Origin of the sequence: Amycolatopsis kentuckyensis (genome assembly GCF_002155975.1) — a bacterium.
GTDB lineage: Bacteria > Actinomycetota > Actinomycetes > Mycobacteriales > Pseudonocardiaceae > Amycolatopsis > Amycolatopsis kentuckyensis.
In genome coordinates, this window is the sequence record NZ_MUMI01000538.1 from 10,164 (window position 1) to 28,056 (window position 17,893).

Below are 17,893 nucleotides of genomic sequence, written 5' to 3' on the forward strand. Positions count from 1 at the left end.
CAGCGGGAGGCTGGTCTACCGGTGAGCAACGGTGACGCTGTGCAGCAGGTGTCGAGGCTCAGCTTCTGGCGCGACCGCCTCGCTTCGGCGCCGAAGGAGCTGCCGCTGCCGGTCGACCGGCCCCATCCGGCGGAGCCCGCCGCCCCGGTGACGCTCGGCCGGCCGCTGCCCGAGGCGGACGAGCTGACGCTGCTGGCGGCGTTCACGGTGCTGTTGTCCCGCTATGCGGGAACCGCCGACGTCCTGCTGGGCATCGGCTCGCTGGTGCCGCTGCGGGTGGACCTGGGCGGCTCGCCCGGGTTCGCCGAGGTCGTGGCCCGGGTGCGTGAGGCGCGCGAGGAAGCGCTCGCGCACGCGGTGCCCTTCGCCGACCTGGTCGCCGAGCTGGATCCCGAGCCCGGCCGTGGGGGAGCGCTGCTCGTCAACGTCGGCTTCGGCGCCGACACCGACCTTCCGCTGGACCTGAACCTGACCGCGGACGGGCTGCGGTACCGCGCCGACGTGCTCGACGAGTCCACTGTGGACCGCCTGCTGGACCACCTCGAACGCCTCCTCGCCGACGCCCGCGATCGTCCACAGTGGCCGGTGACCCGGCTGGACCTGATGAGCGCTCCGGAACTGCACCGCATCCTCGAGGAGTGGAACGACACCGACCTCACGGTGCCCCTGGCCACGCTGCCGGAGCTGTTCGCCGCCCGCGTCCGCGAGAACCCGGACGCCGTGGCCCTCGTCTTCGAGGACGAGGAACTCACCTACGCCGAACTCGACGCCCGCGCGAACCGGCTCGCCCACGTCCTCGTCGGCCGCGGCGCCGGTCCGGAACGCGTGGTCGCGCTCGCCGTGCCGCGGTCGGTGGACATGATCGTCGCCGAACTGGCGGTGCTCAAGGCCGGCGCCGCCTACCTGCCGCTGGACCAGGACTACCCGGCCGAGCGCATCGCGTTCATGGTCACCGACGCGCAGCCGGTCTGCGTGGTCACCACCGCCGGGCTCGCGGACCGCTTCGACGGCGACGTCCTGCTCCTCGACGAGCTCGACACCGGCGGCGCACCGGAGACGGACCCGGCCGCCGCGATCGTCCCGGCCAACGCCGCCTACGTCATCTACACCTCCGGGTCCACCGGACGGCCCAAGGGTGTCGTGGTTTCGCACGCCGGTGTCGCGAAGCTGGTCGCGACCCAGTCCGAGCGGTTCGGCGTGGGCCCGCACAGCCGGGTGCTGCAGTTCGCCTCGCCGAGCTTCGACGTCGCCTTCTGGGACCTGTGCCTCGGGCTGCTGTCCGGCGGCCGCCTGGTGATCGCCCCGGCCGAGCGCCGGGTGCCCGGCCCCGAACTGGCCGAATACGCGCACGCCCACGGCGTCGACTTCATGATCCTGCCGCCCGCCCTGCTCGCCGAGTTCCCCGAGGACTGCGACCTGCCGCGGGACAGCGTGCTGCTCGCGGGCACCGAGCGCGTGTCGCCGGAGCTGGTGCGCCGCTGGGCGCCGGGGCGGCGGATGTTCAACGCCTACGGCCCGACCGAGGCCACGACCAACTCCACGCTCGGGCTCTGCGACCCGGAGATCGCCCCCGGCTCGGCGGTGCCGATCGGCGTGCCGGACTCCGGCACCCGCGCGTACGTCCTCGACGCGGCCCTCGCGCCGGTCCCGGTCGGGGTCGCCGGGGAGCTGTACCTCGCCGGAAGCGGCCTGGCGCGCGGCTACCTCGGACGCCCGGGGCTGACGGCGGAGCGGTTCGTCGCGGACCCGTTCGGTTCCGGCGGACGGCTCTACCGGACCGGTGACCTCGTCAAATGGCTGCCGGACGGCCGGCTCGTGTTCCTCGGCCGGGCCGACGACCAGGTCAAGATCCGCGGCTACCGGATCGAGCTGGGCGAGATCGAGTCCGTGCTCGCCGAACACCCGCGCGTCGGCCAGTCGGTCGTCGTCGCCCAGGACGGGCAGCTGATCGCCTACGCCGTGCCGGTGCCCGACCGCGACCAGGCGGCCGAGCAGGGCCACGTCGACGAATGGCACGACGTCCACGAGGAGATGCTCGCCGGCGCCCACGGCATCGAGGAGAACTTCGCGGGCTGGAACTCCAGCTACGACGGCTCCGAGATCCCCCTGGAAGAGATGCGCGAGTGGCACACGGCGACGATCGAGCGCATCCGTGCGCTGCGACCGAAGCGGGTGCTGGAGATCGGCGTCGGCAGCGGCCTGATCCTCTCGCGGATCGCCCCGGACGCCGAAACCTACTGGGGCGTCGACCTTTCCGAGAGCGCGATCGAGAACGTCCGGCGCGAGATCGCCGCCGTGCCCGCACTGGCGGGCAAGGTCCACCTCGCCGCCCGGCCCGCCCACGACCTGGGCGAACTGCCGGACTTCGACACGGTGATCATCAACTCCGTCGCCCAGTACTTCCCGAGCGCGGACTACCTCGCCGAGGTCGTCAAGACCGCCGCGGGCCGGCTGGTCCCGGGCGGGACGATCTTCCTCGGCGACCTGCGCAACCTGCGGTCGCTGCGGGCGTTCCGGACCGCCGTCGAGCTGCGCCGCGGCCGGACCGACGTCGCGGCGGTGGACCAGGCGATCGCCCGCGAGGGCGAACTGGTCCTCGATCCGGACTTCTTCCCGGCACTGGCCCGCGGCCTCGACGGCTTCGGCGACGTCGACCTGTGGGTCAAGCGCGGCCACGCCCACAACGAGCTGACCCGGCACCGCTACGACGTCGTCCTGCGGAAGGCGCCGCGGCCCGCCGCGGCCGATGAGCAGGTCGTCGCGTTCGGCGACCTCGGTGCGGTGGAACGGTTCCTGTCGGCCGAGACGCCGGAGCGGCTGCGGGTCACCGCGATCCCGGACGCGCGGCTGGCCGGCGAGCTCGCCGCGGTCCGCGCCCTGGACACCGGCGACGCCGAAGCGGCCCTGGCCGCCCTCGACGACCGGGGCGGCGTCGACCCGGAAGCCCTGTACCGGCTCGGCGAGCGCGCCGGTTACCAGGTGGCCGTCACGCCGGCGGCCGAGGGCGGTGAGCTGGAGGCCGTCTTCTCGAGGGGGGAGGGCGGCTCCGCGTACCGCCCGGTCCGGCAGGCGGGCACGCCGGGTTCGTACGCCAACAACCCCGCGGCCCGGCGCGAAACCGGTGCCCTGGTCGCGTCGCTGCGCGCCCACGTGCGGGACCGGCTGCCGCTGTACATGGTGCCCTCGGCGTTCGTCGTGCTCGACAAGCTCCCGGTGCTCGCCTCGGGCAAGCTGGACCGCAAGGCCCTGCCGAGCCCGGAGCGGTTCACCGCCGGGCCGGGCCGGGCGCCGCGCAACCCCGTCGAGCAGCTGGTGTGCGAGATGTTCGCCGACGTCCTCGGCGTGCCGCAGGCCGGCCCGGACGACGACTTCTTCGCCCTGGGCGGGCATTCCCTGCTCGCCACCCGGCTGATCCAGCGGATCCGCGCGGCCGTCGGCGCCGAGGTGCCGGTGCGGGCGGTGTTCGACGCCCCGACACCCGCCGCGCTCGCGGAGCTGCTCGCCGGGGCCGTCACCGAGACCGAGCGGCGCCCCCTGGCCCGCGTCACCGAGCGGCCGGAGCGGCTGCCGCTGTCGTTCGCGCAGCAGCGGCTGTGGTTCCTGCACGGCCTCGAAGGCGGCTCGGCCACCTACAACGTCCCGCTCGTCATGCGGCTGGCCGGTGAACTGGACGTCGATGCGCTGCGCTCGGCGCTCAACGACGTCGTGGCCCGGCACGAGGCGCTGCGGACGGTCTTCCCGGTCGCCGACGGCGTCCCGTACCAGGAGGTCCGGCCCGGGGGAACGGTGGAGCTGACCGTCCGGGCGGTGTCCGATGCGGACTCCGAGGTGGACCGGATCGTGCGCGGGGTGTTCGACCTCGGCGCCGGGGTGCCGGTGCGCGCGGAGCTGCTCACCGTCGACCCGCGGCGGCACGTGCTGGTCCTGGTCGTGCACCACATCGCCGCCGACGGCTGGTCGCTGTCGCCGTTGTGGCGCGACATCGCCACGGCCTACCGCGCCCGCCGGCACGGCGAAGCTCCACAGTGGACGCCCCTGCCGGTGCAGTACGCGGACTACACGCTCTGGCAACGCGACCTCCTGGCCACCGAAGAAGCAGGGCAGCTCGAGTACTGGCGGGCCACGCTCGACGGCCTGCCCGACCGGATCCCGCTCCCGCTCGACCGGCCGCACCCGCCGGTGTCGGCCTACCGCGGCGGGTTCTTCACCTTCACCTGGGACGCCGGGCTCCAGGCCGGGCTCGCCGACCTCGCCCGGGCCTGCGGGGCCAGCCCGTTCATGGTCGTGCACGCGGGGCTGACCGCGCTGCTGTCCCGCCTCGGCGCGGGCACCGACATCCCGATCGGCACCCCGATCGCCGGCCGCACCGACCCGGCCCTCGACGACCTCGTCGGCTTCTTCGTCAACACCCTGGTCCTGCGCGTGGACACCGGCGGCGACCCGTCGTTCCGCGACCTCGTGGCCCGGGTGCGCGAGCGCAGCCTCGACGCCTACGCCCACCAGGACGTCCCGTTCGAACGACTCGTCGAAGCGCTCAACCCGGCACGGTCACTGGCGCACCACCCGCTGTTCCAGACCATGCTCGCCTGGCAGAACACGCCCGGCACCGGTGTCGAACTGCCCGGCCTGACCGTCACCGAACAGCCGGTCGGCACCGGCACGGCCAAGTTCGACCTCTGGTTCTCCTTCACCGAGCGCGCCGACGGCGTCGGTGGCCAGGCCGAGTTCAACGCCGAGGTGTTCGACCGGGCCACCGTGACCGGCCTCCTCGACCGCCTGGAAACCCTGCTCCGCCAGGTCGTCGCCGCCCCGGACCGCCGCCTCGGCTCCCTCGACGTGCTCACCCCGGCCGAACGCGACGGCCTCGACCGGACCTGGTCGGGTGCGGTCGAGGACGTCCCCGCGGTCACCGTGCCCGAGCTGTTCGCCGCCCAGGTCGCGCGCACCCCCGAGCACCCCGCGCTGGTCTTCGGGGACGAAGAACTCACCTACGCCGAGCTGGACGCCGTCTCGAACCGGCTGGCCCGAGTCCTCGCCGCGCGCGGAGCCGGGCCCGAACGCGTGGTCGCCCTGGCGCTCCCGCGCTCGACGCACCTGGTCACGGCCATCCTCGCCGTGCTCAAGACCGGGGCGGCCTATCTGCCGCTCGACCCCGGCTACCCGGCCGACCGCATCGCCTTCATGCTCGAAGACGCCGATCCGGCGCTGGTGCTGGCCGTCGCGGACACCGCCGTCCCGGGCGCGCTGCTGCTCGACGACCCGGACACCCTGGCCGGGGTCCCGGACGAGCCCCTGGAAGTCACGCTCCGGCCGGAGAACCCGGCGTACGTCATCTACACCTCCGGCTCGACGGGCCGCCCCAAGGGCGTCGTCGTCCCGCACGCCGGGATCGTCAACCGGCTGCTGTGGATGCAGGACGAATACGGCCTCACCGGTGACGACCGCGTGCTGCAGAAGACGCCGTCCAGCTTCGACGTCTCGGTGTGGGAGTTCCTCTGGCCGCTGCTCACCGGCGCCACCGAGGTGCTCGCCCGGCCGGACGGGCACAAGGACCCGGCCTACCTCGCCCGGCTGATCCGCGACCGCGGCGTCACGACCGTCCACTTCGTCCCGTCGATGCTCCAGGTCTTCCTCCAGGAACCGGCGGCGGGGGAGTGCACGAGCCTGCGCCGCGTGCTGTGCAGTGGCGAGGCCCTGCCCCCGGACGCCGTCGCGCAGTTCGGCCAGGTCCTCGGCGCCGAGCTGCACAACCTCTACGGCCCGACCGAAGCCTCGGTCGACGTCACCTCGTGGCACACGTCCGCCGGGGACGCTTCCGTCCCGATCGGACGTCCGGTGTGGAACACCCGCACCTACGTCCTCGACGCCACCCTGCGCCCGGTCCCGCCGGGCACCCCGGGTGAGCTGTACCTGGCCGGCGTCCAGCTCGCCCGCGGCTACCTCGGCCGCGCCGGGCTCACCGCCGAGCGGTTCGTCGCCGACCCGTTCGGCGCGCCCGGCACCCGGATGTACCGCACCGGCGACCTCGCCCGCTTCCGCCCCGACGGCGTCCTCGAGTTCCTCGGCCGCGGCGACGAGCAGATCAAGATCCGCGGGTTCCGCGTCGAGCCGGGCGAGATCGCCGCGACCCTGTCCGCGCACGACGACGTCGCCCACGCCGTCGTCGTCGCCCGCGAAGACCGCCCCGGCGACGTCCGGCTGGTCGGGTACGTCGTCCCCGCCGACACCCCGGGTTCGGCCGAGGAGGAAACCGAGCAGGTCGGCGAGTGGCGCGAGCTCTACGACTCGATGTACTCGGGCGACGACGACGAATTCGCCGGCTGGAACTCCAGCTACACCGGCGAGCCGATCCCGCGTGAAGAGATGCGCGAGTGGCGCGACGCGATCGTCACCCGGATCCGCGGCCTGCAGCCGCGGCGGGTGCTCGAAATCGGCGTCGGCAGCGGCCTGCTCCTGACCGAGCTGGCCCCGCACTGCGAGGCGTACTGGGGCACCGACTTCTCCGCCGAGGTCATCGCTTCGCTGGGCGAGCGGGTCGCGGCCGACCCCGTCCTCGCCGAGCGCGTCGAGCTCCGCACCGGCGACGCCGCCGACCACACCGGCCTGCCGTCCGGGTTCTTCGACACGATCGTGCTCAACTCCGTCATCCAGTACTTCCCGAGCGGCACGTACCTCCTGGACGTCGTGCGCAAGGCCCTGGCGCTGCTGGCGCCGGGCGGATCGCTCTTCGTCGGGGACGTCCGCGACCTGCGGCAGGTCCGGGCGTTCCACACCGCCGTGGCCCAGGCCCGCGGCGGCGACGTCGAACAGCGGCTGCTGCGGGAGAAGGAACTCCTGGTGGCACCGGAGTTCTTCGCAGGACTCGACGGGGTCGCCGCGGACATCCGGGTCAAGCGCGGCCGGGCGGTCAACGAACTCACGCAGTACCGCTACGACGTGGTCCTGCGTCCGGGAGCCGCCGAGCCGCTCCCGGTCGAGACGCTGACGTGGGGCACCGACGTGTCCACTGTGGAGGAAGTGGCCGAACGGGCCCGCGACGGCCTGCGCGTCGAGGGCGTGCCGAACGGGCGGATCGCGGAAGGCGTGAACCCCGAAGACTGGTACGAACTGGGCGCGGTCGTCACCTGGTCCGTGGCCGGCGACGGCTCGGTCGACGTCCTGTTCACCAGCGGCGACCCGGCCGGCGCGTTCCGGCCCGGCCCCGACCCGCTCCTGACCTACACCGGCAACCCGCGGCGTTCGCGCCGGAGCACGGCCCTGCCCGCGGAGCTGCGCACCTTCGCCGCCGGACGGCTGCCGGAGCACATGGTGCCGTCGGCGATCGTCGTGCTCGACGCGCTGCCGGTGACGGCGAACGGCAAGCTCGACCGCCGCGCGCTGCCGGCCCCGGAGGTGCGCGCGCCGGTCTCCGACCGCGAGCCGCGCACACCGGCCGAACGGCAGCTGTGCGCGCTGTTCGCCGACGTCCTCGGCCTGCCGCGGGTCGGCCCGGACGACAGCTTCTTCGCCCTCGGCGGCCATTCGCTGCTGGCCACCCGGCTGATCGCCCGCGTCCGCGCCACCCTGGGTGCCGAGCTCGAGGTGCGGGCGGTCTTCGAGACGCCGACCCCGGCGGGCCTGGCCGGGGTGCTCGCCACCGCCGGCGGCACCGCGCGGCCGCCGCTGGTCCCCGCGCGGCGGCCGGACCTCGTCCCGCTGTCCGGCGCCCAGCAGCGGCTGTGGTTCCTGCACCACCTCGAAGGACCCTCGGCCACCTACAACGTCCCGCTGATCATGCGGCTCGAAGGCGACCTCGACGTCGACGCGCTGCGCCGGGCGCTCTCGGACGTGGTCGCCCGCCACGAGGCCCTGCGCACCCGGTTCCCGCAGCGCGACGGCGTGCCCTACCAGGACATCCTCCCGGCCGGCGAGGTCGACCTGCCGGTCCGTGAGGTCGCCGATCTCGACGAGGCCCTGACCGGGCTGGTTCGCGGCTCGTTCGACCTCGAGCGGCACGTGCCGGTGCGCGCGGAGCTGCTGCGCCTGGGTGCCCGCGAGCACGTCTTCGCGCTGGTGTTCCACCACATCGCCTCCGACGGCTGGTCGATGGCCCCGCTGTGGCGCGACATCGCCACGGCCTACGCCGCCCGCCGGGCCGGGGAAGCTCCACAGTGGACGCCGCTGCCGGTGCAGTACGCGGACTACACGCTGTGGCAGCAGGACCTCCTCGGCCGCGAAGACGACCCGGACAGCGTGCTGAGCGCCCAGCTGGACTACTGGCGCGAGGCCCTCGACGGCCTGCCGGACCGGATCGAGCTGCCCCTGGACCGGCCGCACCCGGCGACCGCGACCTTCCGCGGCGAGCTGCACACCTTCACCTGGGACGCCGGCCTCCACGCGCGGCTGACCGAACTGGCCCGCGAGAGCGGCGCCAGCGTGTTCATGGTCGTGCACGCGGCCCTCGCCGCCCTGCTCACCCGCCTCGGCGCGGGCACCGACGTGCCGATCGGCTCGCCCATCGCCGGCCGCACCGACCCGGGCCTGGACGACCTCGTCGGGTTCTTCGTCAACACCCTGGTCCTGCGCGTGGACACCGGCGGCGAGCCGACGTTCCGCGAGCTGCTGGGCGGCGTCCGCGAGCGCAACCTCGACGCCTACGCCCACCAGGACGTGCCCTTCGAGCGCCTGGTCGAGGTGCTCAACCCGGCGCGGTCGCTGTCCTACCACCCGCTGTTCCAGGTGATGATCGCCGGGCAGAACAACGCCCGCGCCGAGGTGACCCTGCCCGGCCTGGCCGTCACCGAAATCCCGGTGACGACCGGGACGTCGAAGTTCGACCTGTCGATCTCGCTGACCGAGCGCGACGCCGGGATCGCCGGGGTCCTCGAATTCAACGCCGACGTCTTCGACCACGCGGGCGCGCACGCGATCCTGCGCCGTCTCGAAGTCCTGCTGCGCGCGGCCCTGGCCGAGCCCGACCGCCCGGTCGGCGCCCTGGACCTGCTCGAAGGGGACGAGCGCGAACGCGTCCTGACCGAGTGGGCCGGGTCGCTCGACCCGGCGGGCATCGAGACGTTCCCCGGGATGTTCGCCCGCCGCGTCGCCGAGGCGCCGGATGCGGTGGCACTCGTGTTCGAGGACGTCGAGCTCACCTACGCCGAGGTGAACGCCCGCGCCAACCGGCTCGCCCACCTGCTGATTTCCCGCGGCGCGGGGCCGGAGCGAGTGGTCGCGCTGGCCGTGCCGCGGTCCCTGGAGATGATCATCGCCGAGCTGGCGGTGCTCAAGGCCGGCGCCGCCTACCTGCCCATCGACGTCGACTACCCGGGCGACCGGATCGCCTACATGGTCGAAGACGCGGCCCCGGTCTGCGTGGTGACGACCCGGGACATCGAGGCGAAGCTGCCCGCGTCGCTGCCGCGGGTCCTCCTCGACGACAAGGCGCTCGCCGCCATGTCCACACAGGACCCCCAGGTCGCGCTCACGCCGGAGAACGCGGCGTACGTGATCTACACGTCCGGCTCGTCCGGGCGGCCCAAGGGCGTCGTCCTCCAGCACTCGGGTGTGGCGAAGCTGGTCGCGACCCAGGCCGAACGCTTCGGCGTCGGCCCGCACAGCCGGGTGCTGCAGTTCGCGTCGCCGAGCTTCGACGTCGCGTTCTGGGACCTCTGCCTCGGCTTGCTCTCGGGCGGCCGCCTGGTGGTCGTCCCGGCCGAGCGGAGGGTCGCGGGCCCGGCGCTCACCGAATACGCCCACGCCCACGGCGTCGACTTCATGATCCTGCCGCCCGCCCTGCTCGACGCCCTGCCGGCGGACCTCGACCTGCCGCGCGACAGCGTGCTGCTCGCGGGCACCGAGCGCGTGTCGCCGGAGCTGGTGCGCCGCTGGGCGCCGGGGCGGCGGATGTTCAACGCCTACGGCCCCACCGAGGCGACCACCAACTCGACCCTCGGCGAAAGCGACCCGGCCGAGCTGGCGGACGCCACGGTCGTCCCCATCGGCATCCCGGACCCCGGCACCCGGGCGTACGTGCTCGACGCCGGGCTGCGGCCGGTCCCGCCCGGCGTGGTGGGGGAGCTGTACCTCGCGGGCTCCGGCCTCGCACGGGGTTACCTCGGCCGGCCGGCGCTGACGGCGGAACGGTTCGTCGCGGACCCCTTCGGTTCCGGCGGACGGCTCTACCGGACCGGTGACCTGGTGAAGTGGCTGCCGGACGGGCGGCTGGTGTTCCTGGGCCGGGCCGACGACCAGGTCAAGATCCGCGGCTACCGCATCGAACTCGGCGAGATCGAGTCCGTGCTCGCCGAGCACCCGGCCGTCGGGCAGACCGTCGTCGTCGCCCAGGACGGGCGGCTCATCGCCTACGCCGTGCCCTCGGCCGGGCGGGACGAAGAAGCGGAGCTGGACCACGTCGGCGAGTGGCGCGAGCTGCACGAGAACGTCTTCACCGAAGCCGCCTCCGGCGGGCTGGAGGAGAACTTCACCGGCTGGAACTCCAGCTACGACGGCTCGGAGATCCCCCTCGGCGAGATGCGCGAGTGGCACGCGGCGACCATCGACCGGATCCGCGCGCTGAACCCGCGGCGGGTCCTGGAGATCGGCGTCGGCAGCGGCCTGATCCTCTCGCGGATCGCGCCGGACGCCGAGGAGTACTGGGGCGTCGACCTGTCCGAGAAGGCCATCGCCAACCTGCGGCGCGAACTCGCCGCGACGCCGTTCGCGAACAAGGTCCACCTGGCCGCGCGGCCCGCCCACGACCTCGGCGAGCTGCCGGACTTCGACACCGTGATCATCAACTCCGTCGCCCAGTACTTCCCGAGCGTCGGCTACCTCGCCGAAGTCCTCCGCACGGCCGCGGCACACGTCCGGCCCGGCGGCGTGATCTTCCTCGGCGACATCCGGAACCTGCGCTCGTTGCGGGCCTTCCGGACAGCGACCGAGCTGCGCCACGGCCGCCGGGACGTCGCCGCGGTGGACCAGGCGATCGCCCGCGAAGGCGAGCTCGTGCTGGACCCGGACTTCTTCGTGGCCCTGGCCCGGGAGCTCGACGGCTTCGGCGACGTCGACCTGTGGGTCAAGCGCGGCCACGCCCACAACGAGCTGACCCGGCACCGCTACGACGTCGTGCTCCGGAAGGCACCGCGGCCCGACACCCCCGAAGAGCTGGTCGTCGCCCTGGACGAGCTGGAACCGGCTTTGGCCGCCCGCCCGGCGCGGCTGCGGGTGACCGGCGTGCCCGACGCCCGGCTGTCCGGCGAACTCGCCGCCGTCACCGCGCTGGCCGCGGGCGACGCCGAGGCCGCACTGTCCTCTTTGGAGGAGCGGTCCGGAGTGGACCCCGAGACGCTGCACGACCTCGGCGAGCGGCACGGTTACCGCGTGTACGCGACCCTGACCGCGGACGCGGGCGCGCTGGAAGTCGTGTTCACCACCGGCGAGCCGCAGCGGGTCTACCGCGGCCGTCCGGTCCGCGCCGCCCTTGACGCGCTGGGCAACCACCCGGCCGGGCAGCGGGACACGAGCGCGCTGGTGACGGCGCTGCGGGCGCACGTGCGCGACCGGCTGCCGCAGTACATGGTGCCGTCGGCGTTCGTGCTGCTCGACCGGCTCCCGCTGCTGGCCTCCGGCAAGCTGGACCGGCGCGCCCTGCCGAGCCCGGACAAGCAGGCGGCGTCCGCCGGCCGGGCCCCGCGGACGCCGGTCGAAGAAGTCCTCTGCGGGCTCTTCGCCGAAGTCCTCGACAACTCGGCGATCGGCGTCGACGACGACTTCTTCGCCCTCGGCGGGCATTCGCTGATGGCGACCCGCCTGGTCGCCCGGCTGCGCGCGGTCTTCGGCGTCGAACTGCAGGTGCGGTCGGTGTTCGAGACCCCGACGGTCGCCGGCCTGGCCGCCGTGCTGGCCACCTCGGACGCCTCGGCTCGGCCCGCCCTGGTGCGCGCCGACCCGCGGCCGGACGTGCTGCCGCTGTCGTTCGCCCAGCAGCGGCTGTGGTTCCTGCACCGCCTGGAGGGCCCGTCGGCGACGTACAACATGCCGACGGCGGTCCGGCTGACCGGCCAGCTCGACGTCGACGCCCTGCGCACCGCGCTGTCCGACGTCGTCGAGCGCCACGAAGCCCTGCGCACGGTCTTCCCGGAGATCGACGGCGAAGCCCGGCAGCTCGTCCTCACCGACGTCACCATCCCGCTGCCGGTCCGCACGGTCACCGAAGCCACGCTCGCCGACGCGGTCTCCGAGGCAGCGGGCACGGTGTTCGAGCTGGAGTCGGAGCTCCCGCTACGGGCGCAGCTGCTGCGCCTGGGTGCCCGCGAGCACGTCCTGGTGCTGGTGTTCCACCACATCGCCTCCGACGGCTGGTCGACCGCGCCGCTGTGGCGCGACCTCGCCACGGCCTACACCGCCCGCCAGGCCGGGGAAGCTCCCCACTGGACGCCGTTGCCGGTGCAGTACGCGGACTACACGCTGTGGCAGCGGGACGTCCTCGGCGAGCCGGTGATCGAACCGCAGCTGGCCTACTGGCGCGAAGCCCTCGCCGGCCTGCCCGAACGGATCGAACTGCCCACCGACCGGCCGCACCCGGCCGAAGCGTCCTACCGCGGCGAACAGTTCGCCTTCGGCTGGGACGCCGAGCTCCACAATGGACTCGTGGAGCTCGCCCGCGCCTGCGGGGCCAGCGTGTTCATGGTCGTGCACGCGGGACTCACCGCGGTGCTCACCCGGCTCGGCGCGGGCACCGACGTCCCGCTCGGCACGTCCATCGCCGGCCGCACCGACTCCGCCCTGGACGATCTCGTCGGGTTCTTCGTCAACACGCTCGTCCTGCGCGTGGACACCGGCGGCGACCCGTCGTTCCGCGACCTCGTGGCCCGGGTGCGGGACCGCAGCCTCGACGCCTACGCCCACCAGGACGTCCCGTTCGAGCGGCTGGTCGAGGCGCTGAACCCGGTCCGGTCGCTGGCGTACCACCCGCTGTTCCAGACCATGCTGGCCTGGCAGAACAACGCCGTCGCCGACCTCGCCCTGCCCGGTCTCACGGTCGCGGAGGAGCCGGTCCGCACCGGCACCGCGCGGGCCGACCTGACGTTCTTCGTCGGCGAGCGGCCCGGCCACCAGGCCGGGATCCGCGGCACCGCCGAGTACAACAGCGACGTCTTCGACCGCGGGACCGTCGAGGCGATCCTGGAACGGCTCCGGACGCTGCTGACCGCCGTCGTCGCCGACCCGGACACGAGGATCGGCGCCGTCGACCTGCTCACCGGCGCCGAGCACGACCAGCTCGCCGCCGACCCCGCGACACCGCTGCCCGCGGAGACGGCCGCCGGGCTGTTCGCCGCCCAGGTCGCGCGGACCCCGGACGCCCTCGCCTTGACGTCCGGTTCCCAGCGGCTCACCTACGCCGAACTGGACACGCGGGCCACGGCCCTCGCGCGGGCGCTGCTCGCGCGGGGCGCGGGGCCGGAACACGTGGTGGCGGTCGCGCTGCCGCGGTCGGCGGACCTGGTGGTCGCGCTCCTGGCGGTGCTCAAGACCGGCGCCGCTTATCTGCCCCTCGATCTCACCCACCCGGCCGAGCGCATCGAGCTGATGCTCACCGACGCGGCTCCGCACCTGGTCGTCGCCGAAGACGGCTTCGGCGACCGGCTGGTCCGGCCCGGCGACACCGGACCGGAAGCGGCCTGGCCGTCGAGCAGCCCGGACCACCCGGCGTACGTCATCTTCACGTCCGGCTCGACCGGACGCCCGAAGGCAGTCGCGGGAACCCAGCGGGCGCTGGCCAACCGGCTGCACTGGGGCCGGGACATCGCTCGAGGCGTACGCCTGGCCAAGAGCGCGCTGACGTTCATCGACGGCTCGACCGAACTGCTCGGCGGCCTCGTCGCGGGCGACCCGGTGCTCCTCGCCGACGACGCGACGGCCACCGACCCCATGGCCCTGGCCGCCTTCGCCCGCGAGTCCGGCGCTCAGGTGCTCACCGTGGTTCCGAGCCTCCTCGACACCTTCGCCGAGGACGCTCCGGCCGGCGCGTTCGACTCGGTGACCACCTGGATCACCAGTGGCGAGCCGCTTTCGGACGCCCTCGCCGAGAAGGTCGCGCAGCGCTGGCCCTCGGCGAAGCTGGTCAACCTCTACGGCTGTTCGGAGGTCGCGGGCGACAGCCTGGCCCAGGTCTGCGGCCCGGTGGCCATCGGACGGCCGGTCGCGAACACCCGCGCGTACGTACTCGATGCGGCGTTGCGGCCGGTGCCACCGGGCGTCCGCGGCGAGCTGTACCTGGCCGGTGCCGGAGTCGCGCGAGGCTACCTCGGCCGGCCGGCGCTCACCGCCGAACGGTTCGTCGCCTCGCCGTTCGAGCCGGGGGAGCGGATGTACCGCACCGGCGACCTCGTCCGGCGCCGTGCCGACGGGGCCCTGGAGTTCCTCGGCCGCGCCGACCAGCAGATCAAGATCCGCGGCTTCCGCGTGGAGCCGGGCGAAGTCGAGGCCGTGCTGACGGCCGACGCTTCGGTGGTGCGCGCGGCCGTGATCGCCCGGGACAACCGGCTGATCGCTTACGTGGCACCGTCTGGTGACCCGGTGGCGCTCCGGGCTCTGGTGGCCGAGCGCCTGCCGGAACACCTCGTGCCGTCGGCGATCGTCGTCCTGCCCGAGCTGCCGGTGAACGCCAACGGCAAACTCGACCGCGCCGCCTTGCCCGACCCGGAGGTCCGCACGTCCGGACGGCTCGCGCGGACCCCGGCCGAGCAGGCGCTGTGCGAGCTGTTCGCCGACGTCCTCGGCGTGCCGTCGGTCGGCCCGGACGACGGGTTCTTCACCCTCGGCGGGCATTCGCTGCTGGCGACGCGGCTGGTCAGCCGGATCCGCGCGCTGCTCGGCGTCGAGGTGCCGATCCGGGCGGTGTTCGACGCGCCGACCCCGGCCCGGCTCGCCGCGGCCCTGGACCCGGGCCGGGGCCGCCGCCCGGCGCTGGTCCCGGCCGCGCGGCCGGACGTGCTGCCGCTGTCGTTCGCGCAACAGCGCCTGTGGTTCCTCGACCGCCTCGACGGGCGGTCCGCGACCTACAACATCCCGTGGGCCTGGGAGCTCACCGGCCCGGTCGACACCGACGCGCTGCAAGCGGCTTTGGGTGACCTCGTGGCGCGCCACGAGGTCCTCCGGACGCTCCTGGTCGAGGAGCAGGGCATCCCGCGGCAGGTCGTGCTCGACCAGGCGCACCCGGTGCTGGTCACGGAAACGGCGGCCGACGTCGGCGAACGCGTCACCGCGGCGGCGTCGTACTGCTTCACCCTCGACGCCGAGCTCCCGATCCGGGCCACCCTGGTGTCGGCCGGGCCGGACCGGCACGTGTTCGTGCTGCTGGTGCACCACATCGCGGGTGACGGCTGGTCGCTGCCGCCGCTGAAGCGGGACCTCGACACCGCCTACGCCGCGCGGCTCCGCGGCGAACGTCCACAGTGGACGCCGTTGCCGGTGCAGTACGCGGACTACACGCTGTGGCAGCGGGAGATGTTCGGCCGCGCCGACGACCCGGACAGCCTCCTCGGCCGCCAGGCGGCGTTCTGGCGGGACACCCTGGCCGGGATCCCCGACGAACTGGCCCTCCCGGCCGGCCGGCCACGCCCGGCGCGCTCGACCAACCGCGGCGCCGCCGTGCCGTTCACCGTGCCCGCTCCGGTGCACCGCGGCCTGCGGGAGCTGGCCCACCGCAGCGACACCAGCACGTTCATGGTCCTGCAGGCGGCACTGGCCGCATTGCTGACCCGGCTCGGCGCGGGCACCGACATCCCCTTGGGGACACCGGTGGCCGGCCGCTCCGACCACGCGCTGGAAGACCTCGCCGGGTTCTTCGTCAACACCCTGGTCCTGCGCACCGACACCGGCGGCGACCCGACGTTCCGGCAGCTGCTGGACCGCGTCCGCGAGGCCGACCTGGCCGCGTACGCCCACCAGGACCTGCCGTTCGAGCACCTCGTCGAACTGCTCAACCCGCCCCGGTCGCTGGCCCGGCACCCGCTGTTCCAGGTCATGCTCGCGGTCTACCACGCGGGTTCGGAGCCCGAACGGCTGCTCGGGCTGGACGCGGCCTACCGGGACACCGGGCTGCGGCAGGCGAAGTTCGACCTGTCGTTCGACCTGGTCGAAACGGCCGACGGCATCGACGGCGACCTCGAATACAGCCTCGACCTCTTCGACGAGCCGACCGCCCGGACGCTCACCGAGCGCCTGGTCCGGGTGCTGGCGGCGGTCGTCGCGGACCCGGACCGGCCGCTGAGCCGCCTCGACGTCCTCGACGCCCCGGAGCGGGACCGCATCCTGCGCGAGTGGGGCGCCGGGGCGCCGCTGACGGTTTCGGCGCCCACGGTCGTCGACCGGCTGGCCGCCCAGGTGGCGGCGACGCCGGACGCGACCGCGCTGAGCGACTCGGAGTCGAGCGTCACCTTCGCGGAGTTCGCCGCGCGGACCGACCGCCTCGCCCGCTGGCTGGCGTCGCGGGGCGCGGGCCCCGAGCAGGTCGTGGCCCTGGTCCTGCCTCGCTCGGCGGCGGTCGTCGAGGCGATCTTCGGGGTGTTCAAGACCGGAGCGGCGTACCTGCCGGTGGACCCGGACCAGCCGGCCGACCGGATCAAGGCGATCCTCGCCGACGCGGGTGCGTCGCTGGTGCTGAGCAGCCGGTCGCTGGCTTCGGCCGTTCCCGGCGCGCTGTTCGTCGAGGACATTGTGGACAGTGACGCGGCGCTCGTCTCCCCGTCGCCCGCGAACCCGGCGTACGTGCTCTACACGTCCGGGTCCACCGGCAAGCCGAAGGGTGTGGTCATCCCGCACTCCGGGCTGGTCAACCTGTTCCACAGCCACCGTGAGACGCTCTACCGCCCGGCCGTGGCCGCGGCGGGCGGGCGGCGGCTGCGGGTCGGGCACGCGTGGGCGTTCTTCTTCGACGCGTCCTGGCAGCCGCAGCTGTGGCTGCTCGACGGGCACGAGGTGCACGTCGTCGACGACGACACCCGCCGCGACCCGGACCGCCTCGCCGCGGTGGTCCGCGACCGCGGCCTCGACTTCCTCGAGCTCACGCCGTCGCACTTCGCGCAGCTGGCCGCGGCCGGGGTGATCGCGGACGGCAAGTGCGCCCTCGGCGTGGTCGGCGTCGGCGGTGAAGCCGTTTCGCAGACGCTGTGGGAGACGCTGTCGTCGATGCCGGGCACGGAGGCGTACAACCTCTACGGCCCCACCGAGGCCACTGTGGACGCTCTGGTCGGCCGCTTCGGCGACGCCGGCCGGCCGGTGGTCGGCCGTCCGGTGCACAACACCCGCGCATACGTCCTCGACAGCGGTCTTTCGCCCGTGCCGGCCGGGGTGCCGGGCGAGCTGTACCTGGCCGGCGCCGGGCTGGCCCGCGGCTACCACGGGCGTCCGGGGCTCACCGCGGAGCGGTTCGTCGCCTCGCCGTTCGAGCCGGGGGAGCGGATGTACCGCACCGGCGACCTCGTGCGGTGGCGGCCGGACGGGCAGCTGGAGTACCTCGGCCGCACCGACGACCAGGTCAAGATCCGCGGCTTCCGGATCGAGCCGGGCGAGATCGAGACGGCCCTGACCCGGCACGACGACGTCGAGCAGGCCCTCGTCGTCGTCCGCGAGGACCGGGACAAGCGGCTGGTCGCCTACACGACCCCGGCCACCGCGGATCCCGCGCGGCTGCGGGAGTTCGCCGCCCGGACGCTGCCGGAGTACATGGTGCCCGCGGCGATCGTTCCCCTGGACGCCTTCCCCGTGACACCCAACGGGAAGCTGGATCGGGCGGCGCTGCCGGTGCCCGAGTTCGCCCCCCGCGGCCGGGCCCCCGAAACGGCCACGGAGAAGGCTCTCTGCGAGATCTTCGCGGAGGTGCTGGACGTCGCCGCCGTCGGCGCCGACGACG

General features: G+C 74.0%; 1 protein-coding gene. It reads left to right on the top strand.

The annotated features are described in order from the left end of the window. Window positions 1-21: 21 nt before the first annotated feature. Window positions 22-17,893, top strand: a 17,872-nt coding sequence (locus CCN39_RS40980; RefSeq protein ID WP_086851675.1) for a non-ribosomal peptide synthetase, incomplete at its 3' end; no start/stop codon positions are given.